Raw genomic sequence first — 24,660 nt, forward strand, 5'->3', positions numbered from 1 at the left:
CATCGAATCTCCCTGACCGCTGGGTGTAGCGCCGGGCTCGCTCCTTGATAGAGCCGGCTCGGCGTTTTCTTTGCTTTCAGGGCGAGCCGGGTGCGCTAGGTGAGGTCACGACGCCTGAAAACCAGCAGCCCCAGAACTAGAACCGCTCCTACCAGCAGAGCTAAGTAAAGGGTGCCGGTCTCGTCCAAGCCGTGGGTGAGGGGTAAATTTCCGATGGCCCAGTGGTAGGGAGAGAAACGGTGCATCCACTCCCAGTCTGGGTTTTGATGGCCCAGGGCATTGAGCACATAGCCGGTGACGGCCAGGGCGGCACCCGCGCCGGTGGCTGCTTTGCGTGAGCCCGTCATGGCGCCCACCGAGAGGGACGCGGCTCCGGCAGAAAGCCCCAGCAGCCAGTAAGCGAGCACCATAGGCGCTATATTTTCTAGGTCGATGTTCAGATTACCGGGTACATTCCAGGCCCAGGTGGCAAGGCCTGCGGTGGCTGCCATGGCTGCGGTGCGTATGAGCAGGGCAAGAAGCATATTGAGGTAGTAGCCGCTGCGTGAAACGCTGTGGGCAAGAGTGAGTTCTAGCCGCCCATTTTCTTCTGCTCCGGCCACCGCGCTAGAACCCCAGCTGATGCTGGCGATGGTGATGAGCACAAAACCTAAGAGACCGTAAAGGGTGCTCTGCGCGTAGCCGGCACCGGTGGCGATAGCGTCGAAGCCAACCGTTTTGGTCAGGGCTTCGGGCATCTGGCTGACCATGGAGTTGGGGCCGCTGACGAGCCCAGCAATAGACCCGTAGAGGCCCAGGTAGAGGCTGGCGGCTGCCAGCACCCCCAGGCACCAGAGAAACAGCGCCCGCGAGGTGCTGCTCACTTCATTTCTCAGAATTTCAAAGCGCATGGCTACCCCTTTTGTGAGCGGTGACTGAACCAGCAGGTGTGTCTGTGCTGGTGCCGTCCTGGTAGTAGTGCAGGATGCTTTCTTCGAGATCAGGCTTTTCAAGGTTGAGTTCTTGCACGGTGTAGGTGCCCAGCAGGGAAAGGAGGGCCGGCACCGGATCACGCAGGGTGCCACGAACCAGGGTGCGGTTGCCCTCCTCTCTAGCCGTCAGGGTGGACGCCGGGAGTTGCCGGGCTAGCTGGCTTCGCAATTGATGTGCCACTAGCCCCTCTAGGCTGGCGTGCATTTGCTGACCAGCGGCGTCCCTCAGCTCTGCCACGCTGGCAAGAGCGAGCAGGCTACCGTCTTTGACCACGCCCACCCGATGGGCGGCATGCTGTATTTCGCTGAGAATGTGGGAGGAGAGAAAGACAGTCTGCCCGCGACCAGCCGCTTCGAGGAGTAGCTCCAAAAAGACCTGCTGGACCAGTGGGTCTAGGCCGCTGGTGGGTTCGTCCAAAATGAGCAGGTCAGGTTGGTGCATAAAGGCCTGAATCAAACCAATTTTTTGCTTGTTGCCCTTTGAAAGTTTCGAGACGGGGCGGTTCAGCTCGGCACCTAACCGGCGGATGAGCGAATCGTGGTAGGCGGAATCAGCCACGGGGTTCAGCGCAGCAAAGTGCTTGAGCAGCCCCTTGCCGGTGAGGGAGGGGACCGTGAGGAACTCCCCGGGCAGGTAGCCGATGTGCCGGCGCAGGGCGGTATTATCGCGCGGATTTTGGCCCAGCACCCGAATGCTGCCGCTCGTAGGGCGCAGGGCGTCGACGAGCATGCGCATGGTGGTCGACTTGCCAGCACCATTAGGGCCGACCAGGCCAAAAATTTCACCTCGGTCAACGCTAATATTCAGCTGGTTGACGGCTGTTTTTGCCCCAAAACGCTTGGTGAGGTCCCGGATGCTCAGGGCGGTATCGGTAGTCTTCACAGCTACCCCTTTCCTCTTTTTTTCCTCTTTTAGGGTACACCTCAACGCACCATCGTGTGCCCTAGCCTCGGCGCATACGAAGTCCTCGGGGAGTGAGATAAAAACCGGCGGCAAGCAGGGCGGTGCGCAGGGTAATTACCGGGTGCTCGGCCAGCTCTCCCTGCGGGGCTTCAGCCCCGGGCAGGGGAGCCGGGGAGTCCAGGATATCCATGCCACCGGCGGTCTCAAGAGCAATTTTGTCGGCGGCTCCTGCCCGCACCAGCTCACCGAGCAGAGGCGCTGCGGCAGCAATGACGGCGGTGGAACAACGACGGCGTATGGACACGCCTCAAGCCCGGCGACACCGACCCCGCAACCGGCAGCATCTACACCGGCCCGCCCAGCGATGCGGCTCTCTCGCCCGGTGAGCGGGTGATCGTGGACGAAGCGGGCATGCTCGACCAAGACACCGCCCACGCACTCCTCACCATCACTCAAGAGGCAGGCGCGACCGTCGCGCTCGTCTGCGACCGCGCACAACTGCCCGCAGTCGGCAGGGGTGGGGTGCTCGACATGGCCGCACAGATCAGGGGCCGCACCTACGACATGACCGAACTCCACAGGTTCACTGATGCCGACTACGCGGCACTCACGCTCGCCATGCGCGACCGGGAGAACCCCGGCGAGGTGTTCGACCGACTCGCCTCAATGAAGCTCATCATCCTGCACGCCGACGAGGATGCAGCCCGTGAGCACATCACCGCCCATGCTCGCGGCGGGGAGGCGATCACCGTCGCCACCAACGACGAAGCCGCCGCGTTGAATGAGCGCGTCCGCGCAGTGCGCGTGGAGCGCGGTGAGGTCGATCATGCGGTGACGGCGACCGGCGGCGACGGGCTGAGCATTGGTGCTGGTGACCTCATCCAGACCCGCAGGAACGACACTGGGCTGGGCGTGGCGAACCGGCAGCAATGGATCGTGCAGCACATCGCTGAGGACGGCACCGTCTATGCGCGAGAAACCGCCAGCGGACGCAAGAACCCGCGCACCGTCACCATGCCTGCCGAGTATGTGGCTGAGCACACGCACCTGTCCTATGCCGCGACCGCCTACGGCGTCCAAGGCGCAACCGTAGGCGCGTCGCACACGATGCTCAGCGAGGCGACGAGCGCAGCGGGTGTCTACGTCGGAATGACCCGGGGCCGCGAACACAACCGCCTGCACCTCATCGCCGAGAACCTGACTGACGCCAGAGCGCAATTCGTCGCAGCGATGGAACGCGACCCCGCAGACCGGGGGCTCGACCACGCCAGCCAGCAGGCGATAGACGCCGTGCAGGGTCTCGTCGCCGATGGCTCTGTCAGGCTGGTCACCGACGAACTCGCACGCCTCACCACCGAGGCCGAACGCGCGGAACGAGCGGCCAAGCGGTGGGAGCAGGCCGCCGCCAGGCTCGATGCCCAACGTGCAGCACATCGCACCGAGGACGACGAGCAGGCCGACGTGCTTCGAAGGGCTGAGACAGAGGCCGAACAGATACGCGCTGAAGTCACCGCGCCGCTCACCGTGCAAGCCGAGCACGACGGCGCCGCCTACCTCGACGCGATCAAGGACGAGGCCACCGCGAGTGCTCGCCTCTCCATGGTTGGGCGGTTCGGCAGGCGCAAGGCCCGCGCCGAGCATCAGGCCGCGACCGAAGACACCCGGAACGTCCGTTCGCGGGTGCGTGCGGTCTGGGGCGGTGAACCGCCGAGCACCCCCGACGCACTTCCCGCATGGGCGGCCCAGGCGGCGGCACGACATGCCCAGAGTGATCCTCGTGTGAGAGACGCTGATCGCGCCGTTGAGGCGGCACGCGCCGACCAGAATGCGACCAGGCAGCGACACCAGCACGAGCGCATGGCGTTGCTTGTCAGCGAGTACGGGGCAGAGCGCGCTCGCGCAAACCAGCTCGGCATGCGCGCGATCAATCCACACCGCAACGCCCGCGATGCCCGTGCGCGAGCCGCCCTGATCCGGGCCGAGGCCGACGAACTGCGCAGCCTGACCGCGGTGGACGCCGCCCAACTGATCGGCGCCAATCGCGCCGAGCAGGAGCAGACGAAGCGGCAAGCGGCATGGCGGGAACGGCAGCTCTACGACCCGTTCGAGTGTGACCCGCGACGCGACCGTCCCGGCCCGGAGGGACCGGCACGCGGTCTCTGATCAGGCAAGCGTCCAGTGGCCTACTTCGCGGTACTCCGAGTCGTACACCGTCTCAGTGGCGGGCTGACCGAGGTCATAGTGCTTTATGTTGCCCGCCCAGTACCGCAGCACTCGCGACAGCTCCTCTCCGGGGTCGCCTGCGACGGCGGACAGGCCGATTTCAAGATGGAACCGAGTCGCTGTCTTCTCCGTGTTTCCCATACTTCAACCGTATCCTTGAACTGCTGGTTGGTACTTTGAGGCGGACCACCACCTGTTCACAGCGCGAGCCACCCGAGACCCTCAAACCGCACTTGAACGGGGAGGATGATGAAGACCGCCGATCTTGCCGCCAGCGCGGGAGTGTCGACCCAGCACGTGCGCAATCTGGAAGCCGCAGGCGTCCTTCCTACCGCCGCGCGCACCGCCAACGGATACCGTCTCTACACCGATGAACACCTCAGCGCCTTGCACTGCTACCAAGCGCTCGCCGACGGCCACGGTGCACCGACCGCCCGCGCCGTCATGACCGCCGTCTACCGGGACGACACCGCCGAAGCGCTCGCACTCATCGACGCCTCTCATCACACGCTCCATGAACAACGTCAGACGCTCGCCCAGACGACGCAGACCCTCAACGCCATCAGCAGCGCCGTAGACGAGCGATTGCACGCCAGCGTGCCGATGTCCATCGGGGAACTCGCCCACCTGCTCGGCGTGCGCACCTCCGCCCTCCGCGTCTGGGAGAACGCGGGCCTCCTCACGCCGCAACGTCTACCTGGCGTGCAGCATCGCTCCTACGATGCCGACGACGTGCGAGACGCCCGAGTGATCCGACTCCTCCGGCAAGGGCATTACCGATTCACCCGCATCAAGCCCGTCATCGAAGAACTCCGCAACGCCCGAACCGGCACAGCCCTCCGCTCCGTCCTCGAAGAACGACACACTGCGTTCACCGCGCGAGCACGAGCCATGCTCCACGCCGCAGCACTCCTCGACCGACACCTCACCGCCTACGCCGCCCGCCCGCGGCCGATCGTAGCGTACACGTAGTGGTGTCAGGTACAGCATGCGATATTCACTGCAATCCCCTGCATCTTCACTCCTCATTGGGGCCCGCGAGCTGCGGGGTGGAGGTTTCGCCGCGCGATCAGACGAAACCTCGTCTGGCCTACCGGCGCTGGGCTGCGCTATACTTGTACCCGGCGAGCAACACCAGAGAGCTTGGCCAGAAGAGCACAAGGGAGTCGAGATGGCATTGGTCCGGACCGCTACAAGGTACATGGTCCGCGCCTTGCCGGGCTGTTGTTTAGATTCGTTCTACGGCACCTTGGAATTACGTCGGTGAGCACGCTGAACGGCTACAGAGAGTTAGCGGCCTGATGTGGATTACTGGAGATGTCGAGCTACCTGACGAGATCCTCGACGCCCACGAGCGTGGCGAGCTGGTGTTCTTCGTCGGCGCAGGGGCTTCGCTGGGCAAACCGTCGAACCTTCCACTCTTTGAGAGCCTCGCGAAGAAGCTTGCGCGACTGGCGTCGCACCCATTCTCGAGCCGCGGCGGGCTGGACTTTTTTATTGGGCAGCTGGAGTCGCTCCCTCAGGGATTCGACGCCCATCAGCACGCCCACACGCTGATTTCCGATCCGAGGTCACGATTCAATCCGCTACATAGCGCGGTTGTGCACCTCGCGGGAATCGGAGGAGCGTTCCGCGTGGTCACCACTAACTACGACGATCACCTTGCCTCTGCTGCAAGAAGCGAATCGATCGCGGTACCGGACACCTGGTATGGCCCGGCGTTGCCTCTCGGACACGACTTTGCTGGGCTCGTGCACCTGCATGGTTCAGTACGGCGCCCGAAGGAGGAGATGATCCTCACCGACCGTGACTTCGGCCATGCGTACATCACCGATGCGTGGGCAGCACGGTTCCTCCTTCCCATGTTCGATCGATTCACCGTGGTGTTCGTCGGCTATAGCCATGACGACGTGATCATGCGGTACCTCGCGCTCGGGCTGCCCTCCAGCGGCAACGGCAAGGCCTCCAAGAGGTTCGCGTTTACGAGCGACCCGACGAACAGCAAGTGGGGATACCTGGGGATACGGCCGATCGCATACCCGGTGGTCGGGGGCGATCATCACGCGCTCGTGGCGGCGCTTACCGCGTGGGCGGATCGAGCCAAGATGGGGCAGACCGATCACCAGTCGCGTGTGCAGGAGATCGTTGGCGGCGGTACTGCACTGCCACTGCCCGACCGCGACTACCTCCATGGTCGTCTCCGGACGACAGACGGCGCCCGCGACTTCGAGTTTGCGACGGGATCGCTGCCCGACGAGACCAAACTCGAATGGCTGACTTGGGTGGAGGATCTTCCTGAGTTCAAGGCCCTGTTCTCGCCGGCGGACGTGCCTGACGCGACGGCGGTGCTAGGCGACTGGTTCGCACGGACTTTCATCGAGTCGACGACGCTGAACGGTGCAGCACTCCAGACCGTGCAACGACTCGGGCAATCGATGACGGCTTCGCTCTACCGGACCGCCAGCTGGCTCACTAACGACCTCAGCAAGCAAGACGCGTCTGCCGGAGAACGGTGGCAAGCACTTCTGGCTACCTCGATACACGGGCAGTCAGCTCCGCTAGGAACCAAGTTCCTCATGCCGTTCCTGCCCGATTCGACGGCACGCAGCACGGCCGTGCTGCGTGCCGCGCTGCGGCCGTTCCTCAAGCTGGAACGGCGTTGGTTCGTCAATGAGTCCACGGAACGCACGGTCCATCCCGATGCAAAGGTCGCCTGGAACTCGGAAGAGTACGCGCTGACCCAGCACATCATGCTTATTTTGCAGAAATCTGCCCCGGCAGATCGCTCCCTCGGTGGTGTCCTGGAAGATGCCATCGCGGCGGCGTACGACCTGCTCGCCGCGTATCACGGCGACCGAAGCTGGGACCCCCTAGCGCATCACCGATCTGCAATCGAACTACACGCCCAGGATGAATTCCGGGAGCCGCTCGACGCAGTCATAGACGGCCTTCGCGAATACGGGATCAAGGCGCTGCCCCTCTGGCCAGATCTGCCCGATCGATGGTGGAACCTCGACCGTGCGCTCATGCAGCGCTTGGCTCTGCATCTGGTAGCGAACGATCCGGAACGGAGTTCGGACGACAAGCTCTCGTGGCTCCTCGATCGCACCGGGCTCTACGCAGGCGATCTGAAACATGAGACCTATCAGGTACTCGCCGCCGCGGTCGGTAGCGCGACGCCGCCGCTCAAGCAGCGGGTCTTGGACGCTGCCGACGCTGGACCCGACTACCCCGAAGAGATTCCCGACCGCGACCGTCACTTCGCGTACGCGAAGTACAACTTGTTGGCATGGCTAACGCAAGCCGACCCTGACTGGGCGGAGGCGCAGGCCGCGTTCGACGCGATCCAAGCTGAGAACCCTGGTTTCGGGGTGCGAGAGCATCCTGACTTCGACAGCTGGATGACAAGCGGAACCTGGGGTGGGAAGCCGCCGATGGACATCGAGGAGTTCATTCAGGCGCTCGCTCAGAACGTGAGTGTTGCACTCGATGACCTGCTGTCCCGTGACTATTCCGAACGCCACTTCGATCAGCCCGACTGGCGAGATGCGCTCGGGCTTGTGCAGCAGGCTGTCGAGCAACGCCCGGACCTCGGCTTGCAGCTCTGGGACGCCGTCCTCCGCCGCGACGAGCTTAACGACAAGCAGGTCGACCTATGGCGCGCGATCGCCGAAGGCTGGGGGAAAGCCCAGCTGGGAGATTCGGGCCTCGGGGCCGTCCAGCGCCTCACCACACTGCAAACGGACAAGGACTCCGCCTATGCATTAGGGCGATTCCTACTTGAGCAGATTCGACAGCAGATCGACGCAGCTGAGTCGCCGGTGCTCGCGTCCATGCGCGAGCTGGCGCGAGCACTCTGGCGCGAGCAAGGCGCAGGATTCACACACCGAGAAGATTCGACCCCCCTATCGTCCGCGCCGCTCTACCTAAACTCTTGGCCGGGTTTCGTGGCCCAGTATTGGAATAGCGAGGTCGATCGTCGCTGGCGACACTCACGTGAGGATTGGGCTGGACTCAGCGACGAGGAGTCGGAGGCGCTCGTCGCGCTGCTGAACGGCAACGAGGATGCACTGGACGCTACGCAACCCGCGATTGCTGGACAGCTGTTCTTCTACTTTGCCGCGGACGCTGACTTCGCGGCGGCCCACCTGCTTCCGCTCTTCAACGACCCGCAGCGACACGCCTTTGGCTGGTACCCGTTCCTGCACCATCCTCGGTGGAACGACCGGCTCCTCGCAGCCGGGCTGTTCGACAGCATGGTCGCCGAGCTCAGCCGTATCGACGAATTGCTAGACCAACAACTGCATCACATCTTCCTGGGGTTCATAACCTCCGTGGTGTCATACGCGGGCATCACGAGTACCGACCGGAGGCGCCTGCTTGATGAGACAGTGCTCGCGTCAAACGGCTCGCATGCCGATGGCTTCGCTGAAGCGGTCGCCCGATTCCTCCGCGAAGATGGCGTCGACGGGGCCGAGGTCTGGCGCCGGTGGCTCGGCAAGCATCTGGAACGCCGACTCAGCGGGCAGCCGCGGGTCGCATCCGCCGAAGAGCTTGCACGCTGGGCGGACGTCGTTCCTGTCGTGGGTGAATTCGTCCCTGCCGCAGCAATCCTTTTCGGCGGGCACGGCATCGGTCTGGGTGAGCGATACTTCAATCGAGAGTTGCCGGATGGAGTCCTCGCCGCCTATGGCCCTGAGCTCGTTGCCTTCTTCGCCGAGCGTGTTCGGAACACGACCGGCACTGACTACATGGTGAGGCACGGCGTGCATCAGCTGGTCAAGGCGATACGAGGCGCGGTCGGCGATTCGGTTGCACAACCACTGGTAGAAGCGGCGGCAGGTAGCGGACTCCTCGATGACGACGAGTGAGCATGACCTCAAGTAGGAGACCTTGGGGTTGATGCACGTACTGCTACCATCCTGCTCCGCCCTACAGGTAGGCAGGACGTAGTGGTGTCAAACCCAACATGTGGTATTGCCAGCACCATTAGGGCCGACCAGGCCAAAAATTTCACCTCGGTCAACGCTAACATTCAGCTGGTTGACGGCTGTTTTTGCCCCAAAACGCTTGGTGAGGTCCCGGATGCTCAGGGCGGTATCGGTAGTCTTCACAGCTACCCCTTTCCTCTTTTTTTCCTCTTTTAGGGTACACCTCAACGCACCATCGTGTGCCCTAGCCTCGGCGCATACGAAGTCCTCGGGGAGTGAGATAAAAACCGGCGGCAAGCAGGGCGGTGCGCAGGGTAATTACCGGGTGCTCGGCCAGCTCTCCCTGCGGGGCTTCAGCCCCGGGCAGGGGAGCCGGGGAGTCCAGGATATCCATGCCACCGGCGGTCTCAAGAGCAATTTTGTCGGCGGCTCCTGCCCGCACCAGCTCACCGAGCAGAGGCGCTGCGGCAGCAATGACGGCGGGGGAATCGGTGAAGGGCAGCACCGTTTTAGCGCCGCGTTCTAGGTAGAGAGCCAGCTGACCGTCCACCAGCACCACGCAAGCACCTGCCTTACGACCCGGGCGGTGTTTGACCGGTGTGCGCTCGGAGTCCCAGGGGGTAGCTGCCGGCCAATCCAGGGTGGAGCCGTAAGGGTTAGCAGGGTCAGTGGCGGCTAGTAGGACGGTGCGACGTTTGGTACGCCGCACCGGGGTGTAGACCGGTGAAGCTGAGTTCTCAGCCTGATCAGTATCGGTGGTTACCTCTCTATCCCTGTCGTATTCGCGTAGACGGTCCACGGTGCTGGCACTTGCGAACTGGGCTGCCCCCAGCTGTTCGATGAAGTAACCGCGCCGTGCCAGTCCCTTTTCTTCAGCCACAGAAAGTACCCGGTAGATCCCGGCAAAACCGCCCGGCACATCCTCCACTGCTACCGCTCCACGGGTCAGTACCCCGTAACGGTCCATGAGAAGTTCAGCGCGGGCATGAGCGGCGACTGTGGAGTCAAGGTCCTCGGTTTCAAGCCGGGACCAGCGGCCAGCGTCCAGCGGGGCAGTGGCCGGTGCCGCGGTAGGTCGAGTGCCGGTAGCAACCCCAAACCGGGCACCAGAGAGGCGAGAAGCGCCGCGGCGCATTCCCACGCTGCGAGCGCGCGGAGCAGGCTTGCTCAGCTTATGAGCGGAAGAGCCGCCGGCGAGCATGGCACGCACCGGGGCAAAGGTGTCGTTGGTAGCAAGACCTGCCCAGACCAGGTTCCATAGGGCGGCGGAGATTTCCTTGTCAGGTGGTGGAGTTTCCCCGCTGGCCGTCGCCAGGGCAGTTAGCTGCGCCTGAATCTGGTGGAAGAAGAGCCCCCCAGAGAGCAGAGCGTAGACGGTCTGCTCCAGTGGGTCCAGGGCGGCGAGCGCTTCGGCACGCTCGGCTTCGGTGGGTAGGGTGAGTGCAGCAGTTTCGCCTAGGTGCAGGCTAATCCAACCGTCGTCGCCCGCTAGGGCGCCGTCCCCACTCCAGATGATGTCCCCAGCGCTCATGGCTTTATCAAGCAGCGCGGGGGTGTAGTCGCTGATGCGGGCACGCAACACGAGAGCTTCAAGGGCTGAGGCTGGCAGACGGACCCCAGCCAGTTGGTCCACGACGGTCAGTAGACCGTCGTAGCCGCTCAACATCGCCTTTTCATCGCGCCGCACGCGCGCCCCACTGGTGGCACCAAAAGTGCCGGGTGCAGCGGTGGTTTCAGTAATTTCCCATTCGCCCACGTGCTGCCAGGCGGGCAGGAATCGGGCATAAATATCCCCGGTCACCGGTTCCACATCGGCGCGTAAGGCCGCCAGAGAGCGTGCTCGCAGGGTGCGCAGCACCCCTGAATCTACCCACTCATTACCAGAAGTTTCGGCGGTGCCGGTACGGGCAAAGGCTAGCTCGCCGCGTAGCTCATCGGGTAAGAACTCACCGGAGATGACGCGGCGGTCGGCGGCCAGCGCTCGCAGGGCACTGTCGACCACGGAGACGCCCAGTCCCAGGGTGTGAGCAACCTGGGTGGCGGTGAAGGGGGCGTGGGTGCGCGCATATCGAGCGACGAGGTCGGTCAGCGGGTTCTCGACCGGCTCTAGGAAGGCAAGGGGCACCCCAATCGGCAGGGGCACACCCAGGGCGTCGCGTAGGCGGGCGGCGTCCTCAACGGCGGCATAAACTTCGCGTTCGCGCAGGCGAAAGCGGAAGGCGCGGTTGGCTGCTACGAGGTCTTCTAGGTAGCCGCGGGCTGTTTCAAGGGTGACGGTGCTTTCGGCAGATGCTTCATCTGATGCTGTCTCCGACGCTGGGGTCGGGGAGCTGGCCGCCTCTGGCTGGCGCAGGCGGGCGGCTGCATCCTCAGCGCTGAGCGGCCCTAGGAGCCGCAGCAGGTCAGCGGTGCCTTCCACCCCGCGCAGGCGGTAACCGGTAGCGGTGCGTTGCAGACGTTCTTCGGTGGAGCGGATAACATCCACATCCAGTAACTCGCGCAGCTCGTCTTTGCCCAATAGCTCAGCCAGCAGGGCTGGGTCGAGCGCCAGGGCAGCGGCGCGGCGTTCGGCCAGCGGGGAGTCGCCATCGTAGAGGAACTGAGCGACGTAGCCAAAGAGCAGGGTACGGGCAAAGGGGGTGGGGTTCTCGGTCTCAATTTCAGAAACCTTGACCTTCTTGCTCTCGATAGACCGGTGCAGGTCTAGAAGGGCAGGCAGGTCATAGACGTCCTGCAGACACTCGCGGGCCGTTTCAAGGAGCAGGGGGAAGCTGGGGTATTTACGGGCAACATCTAATAGTTGGGCACTGCGCTGGCGCTGCTGCCAGAGCGGAGTGCGGCGGCCCGGGTCCTTGCGGGGCAGCAACAGGGCGCGGGCGGCGTTTTCCCTGAAGCGGGAGGCAAAGAGAGCTGAGTTGCCCACGCGCTCGGTGACCAGGTCTTCAAGCTCTTGGGGGTCAAAGAGAAAGAGATCCGCACCGGGTGGCTCGGCTTCCATCGCGGGGATACGCAGCACGATGCCATCATCGGCAGCCATAGCTGATGCGTTGACTCCGTAGCGTTCTTCGGCGCGGACGCCCACTGCCAGCGCCCAGGGGGAATGCACCGGCATGCCCAGGGGGGAGTGGAGTACCACGCGCCAGTCGCCCAGCTCATCGCGGAAGCGTTCTAGTACCAGGTGCTGTTCACTGGGCACCTCCCCGGCAGCTTCTACCTGTTCACGCACATAAGCCATGAGGTTATCAGCTGCCCAGGCGTCCAGCCCGGTTTCGCGCAGGCGGGTGCTGGCAGCGTCCGGGGCAGTTTTGATTTCAGCGGCCAGCTCGCGGGTGAAGGTGCCCAAGGCTCGGCCCAGGTCCACGGGGCGGCCGGGTGAATCTCCGTGCCAGAAAGGCAGACGACCGGGGACGCCAGGGGCAGGTGTGACGGTCACCCGGTCATGGCTGATATCTTCGATGCGCCAGGATGAGGCACCCAGGGCGATGACGTCACCGGCGCGGGATTCATAGACCATCTCCTCATCTAACTCACCCACGCGCTTGGGTGCTTTAGAGTCTTCCGCGCCAGCAATAAAGACCGGGAAGAGGCCACGGTCAGGGATGGTGCCGCCGCTGGTGACGGCAAGCCGCTGGGCGCCGGGGCGGCCCTCGATGGTGCCGGCGTCCCGGTCCCAGACCACGCGGGGGCGCAGCTCTGCGAACTCATCCGAGGGGTACTTTCCTGCCAGCAAATCGAGGGTTGCCTCAAAGGCAGCTCTGGGCAAGGAAGCGAAGGGAGCGGTGGCGCGTAGTGCCTCAAACCAGGCCTCAACGCTGATGGGGCCCAGGGCGCAGGCTGCTACCGTCTGCTGGGCAAGAATATCCAGGGGGTTGGTGGGAATCGAGAGGGGTTCGATGTTCCCGCCCAACATGCGCTGCACGGTGACGGTGGCATTCAGCAAATCGCCACGGTGTTTGGGGTAGAGGTAGCCGCGGGATGTTTCACCCACGCTGTGCCCGGCTCTACCTACTCGCTGTAGACCCGATGCCACCGAGTGGGGGGATTCCACCTGAACCACCAGGTCAACCTTGCCCATGTCAATGCCCAGTTCTAGGGAGCTGGTGGCAACCACACAGCGCAGCTGCCCTGACTTTAGAGCCTCTTCAATCAGGGTGCGCTGGTCCTTAGAAACAGAACCGTGGTGGGCACGGGCAAGCACCGGGGGCGCCCCGGTAGCGGTGCCAGAAGCACCTGCCATTTGTGCCGGTTGGCGTTGGGCACTGGACGCCGTTCCAGCCAGGCGGGAGTCGTCGGTTTCCAACCGAGCGGGAGCTCCCTGAGCCAGTGCACGGGCAAGAATGGCAGAGACCGATTCCGGCTGACCGCTAGCGTTTTCCGGCTCAGAGCCAGAGCCCGAATCAGCGCCGTTGACGGTCGTATAGTTCAGTGCACCGGTACGGGCATTGCCGGTGACTTCCCCTAGCTGCCCGCGAGCTTCCAACCGTCCGATGTAAATTTCGTTCAGGCGGGCGGTGAGCTTTTCTGCCAGCCCGCGGGAGTTGGCGAAAACGATGGTTGAGCGGTTAGCCTCCACCAGGTCTACGATGCGCTCTTCAACATGGGGCCAAATGGACGCCTGGTAGCCAGAACTATCTCGCGGTTGCTCTGCCTGCGGTGCAACGTCAACTTCTTCCAGGCTAAAACCGGCAGGAAGGGCACCGGGGTGCGTTCCGTGCTGATCGGAGTTAGCATCCGGCTCCAAGCCTTCTTCCCCGGGGAAGACTCCCACCGCGTCGAAGAGCGCTCGCTCAGCGTCATGAGCGGGGAGAGTTGCTCCACGAACGGGTTGGGGGAGGTCATCAAAAAAACCGTCACCGGCACCCGGTTCTGCGGGGTCGCTGCCTGCGTTTTTGCCCACTGCTGGCCCGGTCACAGGTTTGATTCCCAGGGCATCAGCCAGAGTGACGCCCTGAGGCAGACTTTCCGCTAGCCCCGCACCGGTGGTGGGGTCTGCTTCTTCAGCCAGAGAGTCAGTGTGCACAGCCCCGTCGTCATAGGTAGGAATAGCGGCTTCATAGTCCCTTACCCTGTTCTGGGTACGTTGACTGAGCTGGTCTACAAAGCTGGGGTTAGCCGGGGTATCTGTATTCGCCGCCTCATCGGCGTCCGGGGCTGAAGAGCTATTGACGAAGCCGCCGGCGTTGGGGCCGCCCAGCGCCGTCATGTCGGGCACCGGCACCGAGACGGTCAGCTCCCACTTTTTTTCAGAGGGCGGGCGTACTACTTCTACGGGTGCACTGCCACCCAAGAAACGGGCAACGGTTTCCACCGGTTCCACGGTGGCAGAAAGCCCAATGCGTTGGGCAGGGGTGGGCAGAATTTGGTTGAGTCTCTCCAGGGTCACCGCCAGGTGGGCGCCACGCTTGGTGCCAGCCACGGCGTGCACCTCATCGATAATGACGGTGTGAACCCCGGTTAGGGTGGAACGTGCCTTGGAGGTGAGCATCAAAAAGAGAGACTCGGGGGTTGTGATGAGAATGTCCGGCGGGGAGGAAATGAGGGCACGGCGCTCCTTGGGCGGGGTATCTCCACTGCGCACTCCCACCCGCACCTCCGGTGGGTGAACCCCCAGACTTTTTGCTGTTTGGGCAATCCCAATGAGCGGGGCACGCAGGTTACGTTCTACGTCCACACCTAGGGCCTTGAGGGGCGAGATATAGAGAACCCGGGTACCGCTCACCGGTGTGGACGAAGCGCCCCCGCTTGCCTGCCCCCGGTCAATAGCACCAGCTTCGGCACGTGCGTCATTCTCAAAGTGCAACCTATCTAGTGCCCAGAGAAAGGCTGAGAGAGTTTTACCTGAGCCGGTGGGGGCAACGATCAAAGCATGCTGACCTGCACTAATAGCCTTCCATGCGCCGGCCTGAGCTGCTGTGGGAGCTGAAAATGCCCCGGCAAACCAGGTGCGTGTGGGGGTGGAGAAGTGGGTGAGGGCTTCGTGCGGTTGATCAGCGGTCATTGTCCCATTATCCCGCAGCCCGGTCAGAAAGCACCCTTTGTATGCCAGGTGGCGAGCAACCGGTTCGAAGCGATGGGACGGGTGTAAAATCAAAACCGTAAATATTTTCTTGGTAAAGGAATGTTATGGCGCCATCTGCCTCAGCCCGCGAAGAACTCTTCATCACCCCACGCACCGTCTCTCACTTCACCAATCAAGAAGTCACCGATGAGATGCTGCGAGAGATTTACAACCTCACCAAAATGGGCCCCACCGCTTTCAACTCCCAGCCCCTGCGCATCACCTGGGTGCGTTCAGCAGAAGCCCGCCAGCGCCTGGCTGCCCACATGGTCGATTCTAACCAGGCAAAAACCATCGCCGCGCCCGTGACCGCTATCCTCGGCTTTGACCGCAGCTGGTTCCAGCGCTTTGGTGAGTTCAACCCTCGCTCAGCACCGAACATGCAGCCCATGTTTGAAGGTAACCCCGAGGCAGCTGAGGGTGCCGGTGCGCTCTCAGCTCACCTGCAGGCAGGCTACTTCATTACCGCCGTCCGCGCTCTGGGCTTGGACGCTGGCCCCATGACCGGTGGCGACCTGGCTGCTATCACCACGGAGTTCCTTGCCGACAAAAACCAGCAGGCATTCCTCATCGTCAACCTTGGGTACGGCATTGAGCCCAGCTACCCCCGCAACTCGCGTTTTGAGTTTGAGGACGTCACCGAAACCATCTAGCTTTTCGATTTAAATAGCTAAGGGCGGTATAGCACTCGTGCTTTACCGCCCTTTCGCTAAGCCCCATGGTGGCAGACTGGAGCCTAGGGGTTTGCCCCTACCGCGCCCACCGATAGCTGTGAAATCTGGCTGTTAGAGCAGGCTTCTGCGGGGAAGTTCAGCACCAGAGCCTGTGAAGCTCCGGGTGCCTGTACTGAGTACCCTGCTGAAGGCTGGGCTTGGCAACTTTCACCGAAGAGCTGCGCTCGGGTTTCGCGCAGGGTAGCGCTAACGCTCTGGTTAGTGCCCAAGACGATGCCTGAGGCTGACCATTCAGTAGCTTGAGCTGCACTGGCGCCAACCTGGTGGTTTGAGGCGTCCACATAGTGCACCGATGGGTAGCCACTCATGGTGCAGTCAGACTCGCCAGTATTGGTGAAGGTGAGCGTGATGTACCGAGAACCGGCAGCTCCAGCTCCGTCGGCTACAGCTGCCGATATGTAGAGCTGGCCGTAGTCGCAGACGGCCACTCCTGCCGCAGAACTCGGTGCCTGGCGTGGGGCTTCACTAGCTTCATGTGGTGGCTCACCGGTGGAGGCTGGGGTGGGGTCCACGGTGGTTACGGTGCCGGTGGGCACCGGTTGAGGTGTAACCTCTGACCCCGGCGCAGGTGTTTCTTCAATAACCTGAGGAGAAGGTGCCGTTGCGGTGGGGCTGGGTTGGGTGCTGGGTGTAACCGTAGCAGTTGGGGTGCTGCTGGGAGCGCTGGTTGAGGCCGCTGGGCTGCTGGGGCTTGCTGCTGATTCCTGAGAGTTAGTCTGGGACGCACCGCAGGCACTCAGGAGTAAAAGAGCAGCTAGGCTACTGATGGCTGCGACTTTGGGAGATCTCATCATAGGCTGTCTACATCCCGGGTTGCAGGGTGACGTGGGCGCCGTCCATGCCCTCGGAATACTGGGTTTGGCAGCTTAGACGTGAGTATTCGTTAGCGACGTCGTCAATCATATCGAGTAGGTCTTCTTCCGCTTCTTCGCGGGGCAGGGACGCCTCGATGTGGTCGGGGTCAATGAAGGCGTGGCAGGTGGCGCAGGAGGCGTTGCCGCCGCAGGTTGCCAGCACGGGGAAGCCGCCGGCGATTACTGCCTCAAGCATGGTCTGGTCTGATTCCCAGGTGACCTCTTTGGTCTCACCGTTTTCGTCGGTGACGGTGATGTTTACGGTCATCGGTTTACTCCTTGTCTTGAGCGGCGGTCACCGGGCAGGTGTCCGTGTATCTTCCCTCATTTTATGGGGGGGCAGGGGGCTAGCCCCTATTTTGTGGTGAATGCTACCTCCACGTGTCTCCTTGTGCACCGTAAATATAATAACGGGGGACGAAAAAACCGGCCTCCCGAGGGAGACCGGCTTGTGATGTGCGCCCGAAGGGATTCGAACCCCCAACCTTCTGATCCGTAGTCAGATGCTCTATCCGTTGAGCTACAGGCGCATTTTGCATCAGCCGGTTTCATCAACCTGCCTCAGCAACAGGTAATACTTTACGCAGGTTCTTAAAGGTGCGCAAATTGAAATCCCGTGACGGTTGTCTCAGCTGGTTCCCTCGGGGTATAAATTCCTTGAGATAGCAAGGTTTTTGGTGCGAAAATTATTTTTAAACGTGGCTTGGCCAGCAGTTTTCTGTTGTCTGCACCACGGGTCTGCGAGGTGGGTGTCGAAATATTTTGTCAGATGCAGAAAAAAACAATCAATCTGGGTACGCTGGTTACACACGATGAAGTGATGTGTGCACCGCTTGCACGACGCGTTCATTCATATCCATGGGTGGCGCGTTTTCTATTTTTGCCTGTTTAGCTACGGCCTTAGGCGAAGATGAGAAGCAGGTGCACGTCGTCCGGCACAGTGGAGTGCCGGTTGAACAAACCTAAAGGGGAAGCGTCAGATGACTGACTTTTCAATTGAAAACGTAACCGCCCAGGCACCCACCACGCATGCAGAGTTGCTGCAGTGGGTTGCTGATATTGCACAGATGACTCAGCCTGACCGCATCTACTGGGCTGACGGTACGCAGCAGGAATACGACCGCTTGGCGGGGGAGCTGGTTGAGGCTGGTACCTTCCGTAAGCTGAGCGATCACGAGTTCCCTAACTCCTATGTAGCGTTTTCTGATCCCGACGATGTTGCTCGCGTTGAGGAACGTACTTTTATCTGCTCTGAGACCGAAGAGGGCGCTGGTCCTACCAATAACTGGCGTGACCCCCAGGAGATGAAGCAGACTCTGACCGGTCTCTTCACCGGTTCCATGCGTGGCCGCACGATGTACGTCATCCCCTTTGTGATGGGATCGGTGGATGCCACCAACCCCAAGTTCGGTGTTGAGATTACCGATTCTGCCTACGTGGTCTGCTCCATGCGCATCATGGCAACCATTGGCACCGAGGTTTTGAACAAGATGACCGCCACCAACGCTTTCTTTGTGAAAGCACTGCACTCGGTGGGTGCTCCTCTTGAAGCTGGCCAGCAGGATGTTCCCTGGCCTTGCAACCCCGATAAGTACATTGTGCAGTTCCCTGAAAGCCGTGAAATCTGGTCCTTCGGTTCTGGCTACGGCGGTAACGCCCTGCTGGGTAAGAAGTGCTACGCCTTGCGCATCGCCTCAGCGATTGGCCGCGATGAGGGCTGGATGGCTGAGCACATGCTGGTTCTTAAGGTCACCAATCCTGAGGGCAAGAGCAAGTACATGTCTGCTGCCTTCCCCTCGGCTTGCGGCAAGACTAACTTCGCCATGATGGACCCCACCGTAGAGGGCTGGAAGACTGAGATGGTGGGCGATGACATTGCCTGGATCGAGTTCCGCGATGGAAAGCCCTTCGTGGTTAACCCCGAGGCTGGACTCTTTGGCGTGGCTCCCGGTACCGGCTGGTCCACCAACCCCAATGCGATGCGCGCTGTCGCAAAGGGTAACACCATCTTCACCAACGTTGCACTGACCGATGACAATTCAGTGTGGTGGGAAGGTAAGACCGATGAGGTGCCCGAGCACCTGATCGACTGGCAGGGTAATGATTGGACCCCTGAGTCCGGCCGCCCCGCCGCCCACCCCAACTCCCGCTTCTGCACCCCCATTGCCCAGGCAGACATGCTGGCCGAGGAATACTACGCACCGGATGGCGTATCCCTATCTGCCATCATCTTCGGCGGTCGTCGCAAGACCACCGTGCCCCTGGTGACCGAGGCAAGCAGCTGGGAACAGGGTGTCTTCCGCGGTGTCACGCTTTCATCAGAGACCACCGCTGCTGCTAAGGGTGCTGTGGGCGTGGTGCGCCGCGACCCCATGGCTATGTTGCCCTTCATCGGCTACAACGCCGGTGAGTACATCCAGCACTGGATTGATTTGGGCAAGAAGCACGGCGAAGAAAACATGCCCAAGATCTACTACGTCAACTGGTTCCGTCGCACCCCAGACGGTGGCTTTGCCTGGCCCGGTTTCGGTGAGAACTCCCGCGTGGTCAAGTGGATCTTTGACCGCCTGGAAGGAACCGCCGGTGGCGAAGAAACCTTCCTGGGCATCGTCCCCGGCCCCAGTGACCTTGATGTTACCGGTCTTGACATCACCGAGGCTGAGCTGCAGGCTGCTCTGGCTGTCAACAAGGACGAATGGGCACAGGAGCTGCCCGGCATGGACGAATGGCTGGCTGCCCTGGGCGATAAGCTACCTGTTGAGGTGCGCGCCCAGCGCGATGCACTAGCTGAGAACCTGGCGTCCTAATGAAGCGGTAGGAGGGGCTTTTGTTCATATGAACAAGAGCCCCTCTTTGGTGTTCGCTCTCGTGGCTTCCTGTGAAGTTCATTCCAAAATCACTTTTACTCTTGTGTTGGGACTTAAGGAGCGTGAAACTTTAACAGTCACTCTGCTTAGAGGTTCTTGTTGGTTATTTCCGAACCAATAACTAATGTTGATCTTAAGGATCATCCCAGCTATTACTAGGAGCTACGGCAATGCGGCTTACCGCTTTTTCAGACGTCTCATTGCGCGTCCTTATGCTTCTTTCTGGTCTTGACGGGCAGAAAGTCTCCACGCAGACTATAGCTGAGGGTGTGGGGACTCCCTATAACCATGTAGCAAAATCGGTGGCTTTCTTAGTGAATATGGGTCTCCTGGAATCAACCCGTGGGCGCACCGGCGGGGTGCTTTTGTCGAACGCTGGGCGAGCGGCAACCATCGGGCAGGTGCTACGTGCCACCGAGGGAGATGTTGCGATGGTTGAGTGTGAGGGTGGGTCTACGGACTGCCCTATGCGCCATGCTTGCTCGCTAAAGGGCATTCTTGCCAATGCGCGCGAAGAGTTCTTCAAAATGCTCGACCCGGTGGTCATTTCGCAGTTGCCTAGCGAGAAGCAAATGGGGCCTGTCTTTGTGGAATTGGGCCTGGGGCCGCTTGGTGGAGCAAGAAAATTCCCCACAGCTGCATAGCTCTGACCTGAGAAAACAAAACTGCTGACACGGTAATGTGTTGGCAGTTTCTTTTTCTCCTTTATTTCGTATTTAGTATGCTAAATTAAGAGAGGTTTAGAAACACCCTGTCACTAAGGAGATGGATATGCTGTCCGAGAAGTCCCGCCCCGTCATCGAGGCAACCCTGCCTGTTATTGCAGAACGCATTAATGACATCACCCCTGATTTTTACCAGCGCATGTTTGCTGCACGCCCTGACCTCATGGACGGCATGTTCTCACGCTCATCCCAGCTAGAAGGCACCCAGCCCAAGGCGCTGGCGGGCTCTATTGCGGTCTTTGCCTCCTACATCCTGGCCAACCCCGGCAAGTACCCAGATGAGGTGCTCTCTCGCGTTGCTCACAAGCACGCAGCTCTGGGTCTGCGTGAAGAAGAGTACCCCACTGTTTACAAGTACCTTTTTGAGGCAATCGCAGCTAACCTGGGCGACATCCTGACCCCCGAAATTGCTGAAGCTTGGACCGAGGTCTACTGGCTGATGGCAGACGCCCTGATCAAGCTCGAAAAGGGCCTTTACGCTGTCCAGGCTAATGACGCTATGTTCGCGCCTTTCGCTATTGTGAGCCGCGAAGAGACCGGTGAGAATGTCGTTGTTCTGACCCTTGAACCTGCTAACGCTATTGCCATGACCGACGCCGTAGCTGGCCAGTACGTTTCGATCATCACCAAGGCCAAGGATGGTCTGCGTCAGCCCCGCCAGTTCACCCTGCTCCCTTCCGAGAAGAACCAGCGCCGCGTTGCCATCAAGCTGGACACCAACGGCGAGATGACCCAGATCCTGCATGAGAAAAAGGTGGGCGACATCCTCGAGGTCTCTAACCCTTACGGCGATATTACCCTGGGCGGCTTCGGTGACTCAGAAGATCAGCCTCTCTACCTCTTCTCAGCCGGTATTGGCGTGACCCCCATGATCGCCTTCCTGTCAGAGCTGGCAGCTACCGGCTCCAAGCGTGAGGTCGTTGTGGTTCACGCTGACCGCTCCTTCACCACCTGGCCCCTGCGCGATGAGATGACCGAGTACGTCAACCTCATCGAGAACGCCAAGCTGGTTTCCTTCGTTGAAGCAGACGGTGAAGGCAACTTTGAGGGCCGAGTCGACATCAGCAAGCTAGGCGTTCCTGCCAACGCTTCTGCTTACCTCTGCGGCCCGCTGCCCTTCATGCAGGGCGTGCGCTCCCAGCTCATTGAGGCTGGTGTTCCCGGTACTAACATCCAGTACGAGATCTTCGGCCCCGACCAGTGGATGCTCCACGACCAGGCACGCGGCTAGTCTGGCCTTGATATAGAGCACCTCTTTAAACGAAGAAGCGGTGGGCACGTAAAACGTGTCCACCGCTTCTTCTTATCTTTGGTTAGCTTTCGCGAACGATTGCAAGAATCTCATCGCGCACACGCTCCATGGTCACCTGGTCCGGCGCTTCAAGGTTGAGGCGCAGGAAGGGCTCGGTGTTAGAAGGGCGCAGGTTAGCCCACCAGCCTTCTTCGGTGTGGGTGAAGGTGGTGCCGTCCATGGTGTTGATTTCCACGGTGTCGCCGTAGTGGTCGGCAACGCGGGCAATGGCGCCGGTCTTATCCTCAAGCTCTGAGTTAATTTCACCGGAGGAGACGTAGGGGGAGTACTCCGCACCGATCTCTGACAGTGCCTTCTTGGAGGTGCCCAGTGCAGCCAGCACGTGCATGGCAGCTAGCATGCCGGTGTCAGCGTTGAAGAAGTCCTTGAAGTAGTAGTGAGCTGAGTGCTCGCCACCGAAGACACCGTTTTCTTTAGCCATGACAGCCTTGATGAAGGAGTGGCCCACGCGGGTCTTAATCGCCTTGCCACCCTTAGCCTCAACCAGCTCGGGTACAGACTTAGAGGTGATCAGGTTGTAAATGATCACGGGCTCGGCGTTGCCTTCAGCCTGGGCGCGGGCGATTTCACGCTCTGCCACCAGTGCGGTAATCGCTGAGGGGGTGACGGGATCGCCCTTTTCATCGATGACGAAGCAGCGGTCGGCGTCGCCGTCAAAAGCAAGACCGATATCAGCGCCGTGCTTAACTACTGCTTTCTGTAGATCTACCAGGTTGGCAGGCTCCAGAGGGTTAGCAGGGTGGTTGGGGAAAGAACCGTCTAGCTCGAAGTAGAGGGGGACGATGTCCAGGGGCAGACCCGGCAGGATGGTGTCGCCCAGGACGGCGGGGGTGGTCATGCCTCCCATGCCGTTACCGGCGTCCACTACCACCTTGAGGGGGCGGATGCCCGAGAGTTCAACGAGGCTGCGTAGGTATTCGGAGTAGCCCTTCAGCACGTCTTTTTCGCTGACGGCGCCGGGGGTTTCAGCGGCGGGGATGGTGCCCTCATCCAGGTACTTCTGCGCCAGGTCGCGTACCTCGAAGAGGCCGGACTCTGAGGAGATGGGCACCGCACCGGCCTTGGACATTTTCATGCCGTTGTACTCGGCAGGGTTGTGTGAGGCGGTGAAGGTGACACCGGCTGCGTTCTCTACACCGCAGGCGTAGTAGAGCTCATCGGTAGAAATCAGACCGATGTTGATGACGTTAGCGCCGCGGGCAGTGGCGCCTTCAGCGAATGCTTCCATGAATTCGCTGCCGGAGGGGCGCATATCGGCACCGACCAGGACGTTCTGCCCCGCTAGTTCAAGCACGTCAACGAAGGCAGCGCCGGTGGCGCGAACGGTCTCTGCGGTGATGGTTTCGCCAACAATGCCGCGAACATCGTAAGCCTTAAAAGATGCAGTTAAATCAATAGTATTCACAGGGCTAGTCTAGTAGTCTGGCCAGGTTCTACGGCTTAGATCACGGCTAATTCTGCTGTGATTTATGGCGATAAACACCCAGGGGTAAACCCTGCATAGCTGTTGGCGACAAGGGGTCCATGGTTTCATAGTGAGTATGGGTGAATTATTTTCTCTTGATAATCCGATTCAGAATTATGCGTGGGGCTCGCGTGAAACGCTGGGGCTCATGCGTGGTGTGCCCGTACCCACTGAAGCACCTGAGGCTGAACTGTGGGTGGGCGCTCACTCGTCTGCGCCGTCGCTGGCCCATGTGGACGGCGGTGCTCAGCCGTTGGACACGCTGGTGGCGCAGAACCCCGATCGCTTTCTGAACCCCAGGCGAGAGAACAATATTTTCCCTTTTCTGTTTAAGATTCTTGCCATTGAGTCTCCCCTGTCGATTCAGGTTCACCCCACTGCTCAGCAGGCTGCTCGCGGGTACCGGGAAGAAGAAGCGCGTGGAGTTGCTCTGGATGACCCCACCCGCAATTACAAGGACCAGTTCTCTAAACCAGAGACCGTTATCGCGCTGACTCCCATGCGCATCCTCACCGGTGTGCGGGACTTCGCGGAGTTACGTGGCTTTGCCGCCACCCTCAAGCTGGACTGGCTCAACGGCGTCCTGGCTCAGGCTAAGACTCCCCGAGACTTGCTGGTAGCGATCGTGCGTATTCCCCAGGACGCCGCCAGCACCGCAACCGCTAAGACCGTCAAAGCCGCCAGGAAATGGGCTAAAAAGCACAAGGATGCGCAGGAGCAGAACTCGGCGATAGCTGGTGCGGTTGAACTGGTCGCCCTGGTGGACGCTAAGTACCCGGGGGATCGCGGTCTGCTGTTGGCTTTGGTGATGAACCTGCTGCACCTGAAACCCGGCGATGCTGTCTTCACTCCTGATGGTCAGGTGCACGCCTATGTTTCGGGTACCGCTCTTGAGCTGATGTACCCCTCCGATAACGTGATGCGAGCGGGCCTGACCAGCAAGCACGTTGATGAAGAAGAACTTATCACCGCTTTAGGCGAGCACCAGAACATCCCTACCATTCAGCGTCCTGCCGCGGGCCCCCTGGCAACCTACACCATGTGGGACGAGCGCTTAAGCGTCACACGCCTGAGCGTCACAGAGGGTGAAGAGCTCGCCCTTCCCCTAGAAGGCGTCGCCGTGACTCTCTGCACAGCTGGCACCGTGGTGGTGCGTGATGAGACCAAGACCTTTACCCTCACCGGCACCCAGTCAGTCATGTACGTGGGCGATCCTGCCCAGCTGAGTGTTGCAGGGCAGGGCGAACTCTATATAGCTGCACAGCGCTAGACCCCCTCTGATATCTACTAAGATAGGGGTGTATCTCGCACGTAACCATCGTGCCCAGCGCTATCAAGGACCAGTATGAAAATCATCCTGACTGTCACCGGCCTCGACCATGAAGGCATCATCGCAGGCGTCACCGGCAAGCTCGCCGAGCGCAAGGTCAACATCGAAAACCTTTCTCAGACTCTGATGCAGGGCTACTTCACCATGATTCTGCAGGGCAGCTTTGATGAAAACCAGCAGTCCATCACCGAGCTACAAGAAGCTATGAAGCCGGTAGAAGAGCAGCAGCAGGTGCAGATTCGCATCCAGTCCGATGCCATTTTCCAGGCCATGCATACCCTCTAGG

Annotated in this window: 17 protein-coding genes and 1 tRNA gene; 9 read left to right on the forward strand and 9 right to left on the reverse strand. The window is 60.9% G+C overall.

The genetic code is table 11. The features are described from left to right. Positions 1-95 precede the first annotated feature (95 nt). The 3 genes from L6990_RS06950 to L6990_RS06960 form a co-directional block, all read right to left on the reverse strand. Positions 96-890, reverse strand: a complete 795-nt coding sequence (locus L6990_RS06950; RefSeq protein WP_237203345.1) for an ABC transporter permease subunit — start codon at positions 888-890, stop codon at positions 96-98. Next, positions 880-1,854 (reverse strand): ABC transporter ATP-binding protein, encoded by a 975-nt coding sequence (locus L6990_RS06955; RefSeq protein WP_237203346.1) that lies wholly within the window; start codon positions 1,852-1,854, stop codon positions 880-882. Before L6990_RS06955 ends, L6990_RS06950 begins: the two co-directional genes overlap by 11 nt. A gap of 61 nt (positions 1,855-1,915) precedes the next feature. After that, positions 1,916-2,179, reverse strand: a complete 264-nt coding sequence (locus L6990_RS06960; protein WP_237203347.1) for a hypothetical protein — start codon at positions 2,177-2,179, stop codon at positions 1,916-1,918. A gap of 38 nt (positions 2,180-2,217) precedes the next feature. Here L6990_RS06960 and L6990_RS06965 point away from each other — a divergent pair, with 38 nt between their 5' ends. The 3 genes from L6990_RS06965 (at position 2,218) to L6990_RS06975 (ending at position 8,969) form a co-directional block, all read left to right on the forward strand. Further along, entirely contained in the window at positions 2,218-4,038 is a 1,821-nt protein-coding gene (locus L6990_RS06965) for an AAA family ATPase (protein ID WP_272879273.1), read from the forward strand. A 306-nt stretch (positions 4,039-4,344) separates the two neighbouring features. Continuing rightward, the gene (locus L6990_RS06970) at positions 4,345-5,070 is read left to right on the forward strand and encodes a MerR family transcriptional regulator (protein WP_237203349.1); all 726 of its coding nucleotides are present in this window, start codon (positions 4,345-4,347) and stop codon (positions 5,068-5,070) included. Positions 5,071-5,399: 329 nt separating this feature from the next. Then, positions 5,400-8,969, forward strand: a complete 3,570-nt coding sequence (locus tag L6990_RS06975; RefSeq protein ID WP_237203350.1) for an SIR2 family protein — start codon at positions 5,400-5,402, stop codon at positions 8,967-8,969. Between the two features lie 87 nt (positions 8,970-9,056). Here the strand turns inward: L6990_RS06975 and L6990_RS06980 are convergent, their stop codons facing one another. Next, positions 9,057-9,212 (reverse strand): hypothetical protein, encoded by a 156-nt coding sequence (locus tag L6990_RS06980; protein WP_237203351.1) that lies wholly within the window; start codon positions 9,210-9,212, stop codon positions 9,057-9,059. A gap of 61 nt (positions 9,213-9,273) precedes the next feature. After that, complete coding sequence (locus L6990_RS06985; protein ID WP_237203352.1) at positions 9,274-15,027, reverse strand: Lhr family helicase; 5,754 nt, start codon at positions 15,025-15,027, stop codon at positions 9,274-9,276. A gap of 125 nt (positions 15,028-15,152) precedes the next feature. On the opposite strand from L6990_RS06985, the gene L6990_RS06990 reads away from it, so the two are divergent. Then, positions 15,153-15,740 carry a malonic semialdehyde reductase gene (locus L6990_RS06990; RefSeq protein WP_237203353.1) on the forward strand — a complete coding sequence of 196 codons (588 nt, stop codon included), beginning with the start codon at positions 15,153-15,155 and terminating at the stop codon, positions 15,738-15,740. An 83-nt stretch (positions 15,741-15,823) separates the two neighbouring features. Here L6990_RS06990 and L6990_RS06995 read toward each other — a convergent pair whose 3' ends face one another. From L6990_RS06995 to L6990_RS07005, 3 genes are all read right to left on the reverse strand, one after another. Next, the gene (locus L6990_RS06995) at positions 15,824-16,615 is read right to left on the reverse strand and encodes a DUF4232 domain-containing protein (protein WP_237203354.1); all 792 of its coding nucleotides are present in this window, start codon (positions 16,613-16,615) and stop codon (positions 15,824-15,826) included. Positions 16,616-16,622: 7 nt separating this feature from the next. After that, the gene (locus tag L6990_RS07000; RefSeq protein ID WP_237203355.1) at positions 16,623-16,943 is read right to left on the reverse strand and encodes a 2Fe-2S iron-sulfur cluster-binding protein; all 321 of its coding nucleotides are present in this window, start codon (positions 16,941-16,943) and stop codon (positions 16,623-16,625) included. Positions 16,944-17,132: 189 nt separating this feature from the next. Next, positions 17,133-17,205, reverse strand: a tRNA-Arg gene (locus tag L6990_RS07005). A gap of 450 nt (positions 17,206-17,655) precedes the next feature. Here L6990_RS07005 and L6990_RS07010 point away from each other — a divergent pair. The 3 genes from L6990_RS07010 to L6990_RS07020 all read left to right on the forward strand — a co-directional run bounded on the left by L6990_RS07010 (position 17,656) and on the right by L6990_RS07020 (position 21,498). Continuing rightward, complete coding sequence (locus tag L6990_RS07010) at positions 17,656-19,482, forward strand: phosphoenolpyruvate carboxykinase (GTP) (RefSeq protein WP_237203356.1); 1,827 nt, start codon at positions 17,656-17,658, stop codon at positions 19,480-19,482. A 230-nt stretch (positions 19,483-19,712) separates the two neighbouring features. Continuing rightward, complete coding sequence (locus tag L6990_RS07015) at positions 19,713-20,186, forward strand: RrF2 family transcriptional regulator (RefSeq protein WP_237203357.1); 474 nt, start codon at positions 19,713-19,715, stop codon at positions 20,184-20,186. Positions 20,187-20,313: 127 nt separating this feature from the next. After that, the gene (locus L6990_RS07020) at positions 20,314-21,498 is read left to right on the forward strand and encodes an FAD-binding oxidoreductase (RefSeq protein ID WP_237203358.1); all 1,185 of its coding nucleotides are present in this window, start codon (positions 20,314-20,316) and stop codon (positions 21,496-21,498) included. An 82-nt stretch (positions 21,499-21,580) separates the two neighbouring features. Here the strand turns inward: L6990_RS07020 and L6990_RS07025 are convergent, their stop codons facing one another. Next, positions 21,581-22,984: a phosphomannomutase/phosphoglucomutase gene (locus tag L6990_RS07025; RefSeq protein WP_237203359.1), complete on the reverse strand. Its 1,404-nt coding sequence runs from the start codon at positions 22,982-22,984 to the stop codon at positions 21,581-21,583. A 136-nt stretch (positions 22,985-23,120) separates the two neighbouring features. Here L6990_RS07025 and manA point away from each other — a divergent pair, with 136 nt between their 5' ends. Both manA and L6990_RS07035 read left to right on the forward strand, forming a co-directional pair. Further along, positions 23,121-24,314 carry a mannose-6-phosphate isomerase, class I gene (manA, locus tag L6990_RS07030; protein WP_237203360.1) on the forward strand — a complete coding sequence of 398 codons (1,194 nt, stop codon included), beginning with the start codon at positions 23,121-23,123 and terminating at the stop codon, positions 24,312-24,314. Between the two features lie 75 nt (positions 24,315-24,389). Then, positions 24,390-24,659 carry an ACT domain-containing protein gene (locus tag L6990_RS07035; protein ID WP_237203361.1) on the forward strand — a complete coding sequence of 90 codons (270 nt, stop codon included), beginning with the start codon at positions 24,390-24,392 and terminating at the stop codon, positions 24,657-24,659. Position 24,660 lies beyond the last annotated feature (1 nt).

Source organism: Rothia endophytica, from assembly GCF_928381505.1.
GTDB lineage: Bacteria > Actinomycetota > Actinomycetes > Actinomycetales > Micrococcaceae > Rothia > Rothia endophytica_A.

Coding starts and splice junctions, on each gene's coding strand:
- L6990_RS06975 (WP_237203350.1), top strand. CDS start 5,400: ATGTGGATTACTGGAGATGTCGAGCTACCTGACGAGATCCTCGACGCC.
- L6990_RS07015 (WP_237203357.1), top strand. CDS start 19,713: ATGCGGCTTACCGCTTTTTCAGACGTCTCATTGCGCGTCCTTATGCTT.
- L6990_RS07010 (WP_237203356.1), top strand. CDS start 17,656: ATGACTGACTTTTCAATTGAAAACGTAACCGCCCAGGCACCCACCACG.
- L6990_RS07000 (WP_237203355.1), bottom strand. CDS start 16,943: ATGACCGTAAACATCACCGTCACCGACGAAAACGGTGAGACCAAAGAG.
- L6990_RS06995 (WP_237203354.1), bottom strand. CDS start 16,615: ATGATGAGATCTCCCAAAGTCGCAGCCATCAGTAGCCTAGCTGCTCTT.
- manA (WP_237203360.1), top strand. CDS start 23,121: ATGGGTGAATTATTTTCTCTTGATAATCCGATTCAGAATTATGCGTGG.
- L6990_RS06970 (WP_237203349.1), top strand. CDS start 4,345: ATGATGAAGACCGCCGATCTTGCCGCCAGCGCGGGAGTGTCGACCCAG.
- L6990_RS06990 (WP_237203353.1), top strand. CDS start 15,153: ATGGCGCCATCTGCCTCAGCCCGCGAAGAACTCTTCATCACCCCACGC.
- L6990_RS06985 (WP_237203352.1), bottom strand. CDS start 15,027: ATGACCGCTGATCAACCGCACGAAGCCCTCACCCACTTCTCCACCCCC.
- L6990_RS07020 (WP_237203358.1), top strand. CDS start 20,314: ATGCTGTCCGAGAAGTCCCGCCCCGTCATCGAGGCAACCCTGCCTGTT.
- L6990_RS07035 (WP_237203361.1), top strand. CDS start 24,390: ATGAAAATCATCCTGACTGTCACCGGCCTCGACCATGAAGGCATCATC.
- L6990_RS06950 (WP_237203345.1), bottom strand. CDS start 890: ATGCGCTTTGAAATTCTGAGAAATGAAGTGAGCAGCACCTCGCGGGCG.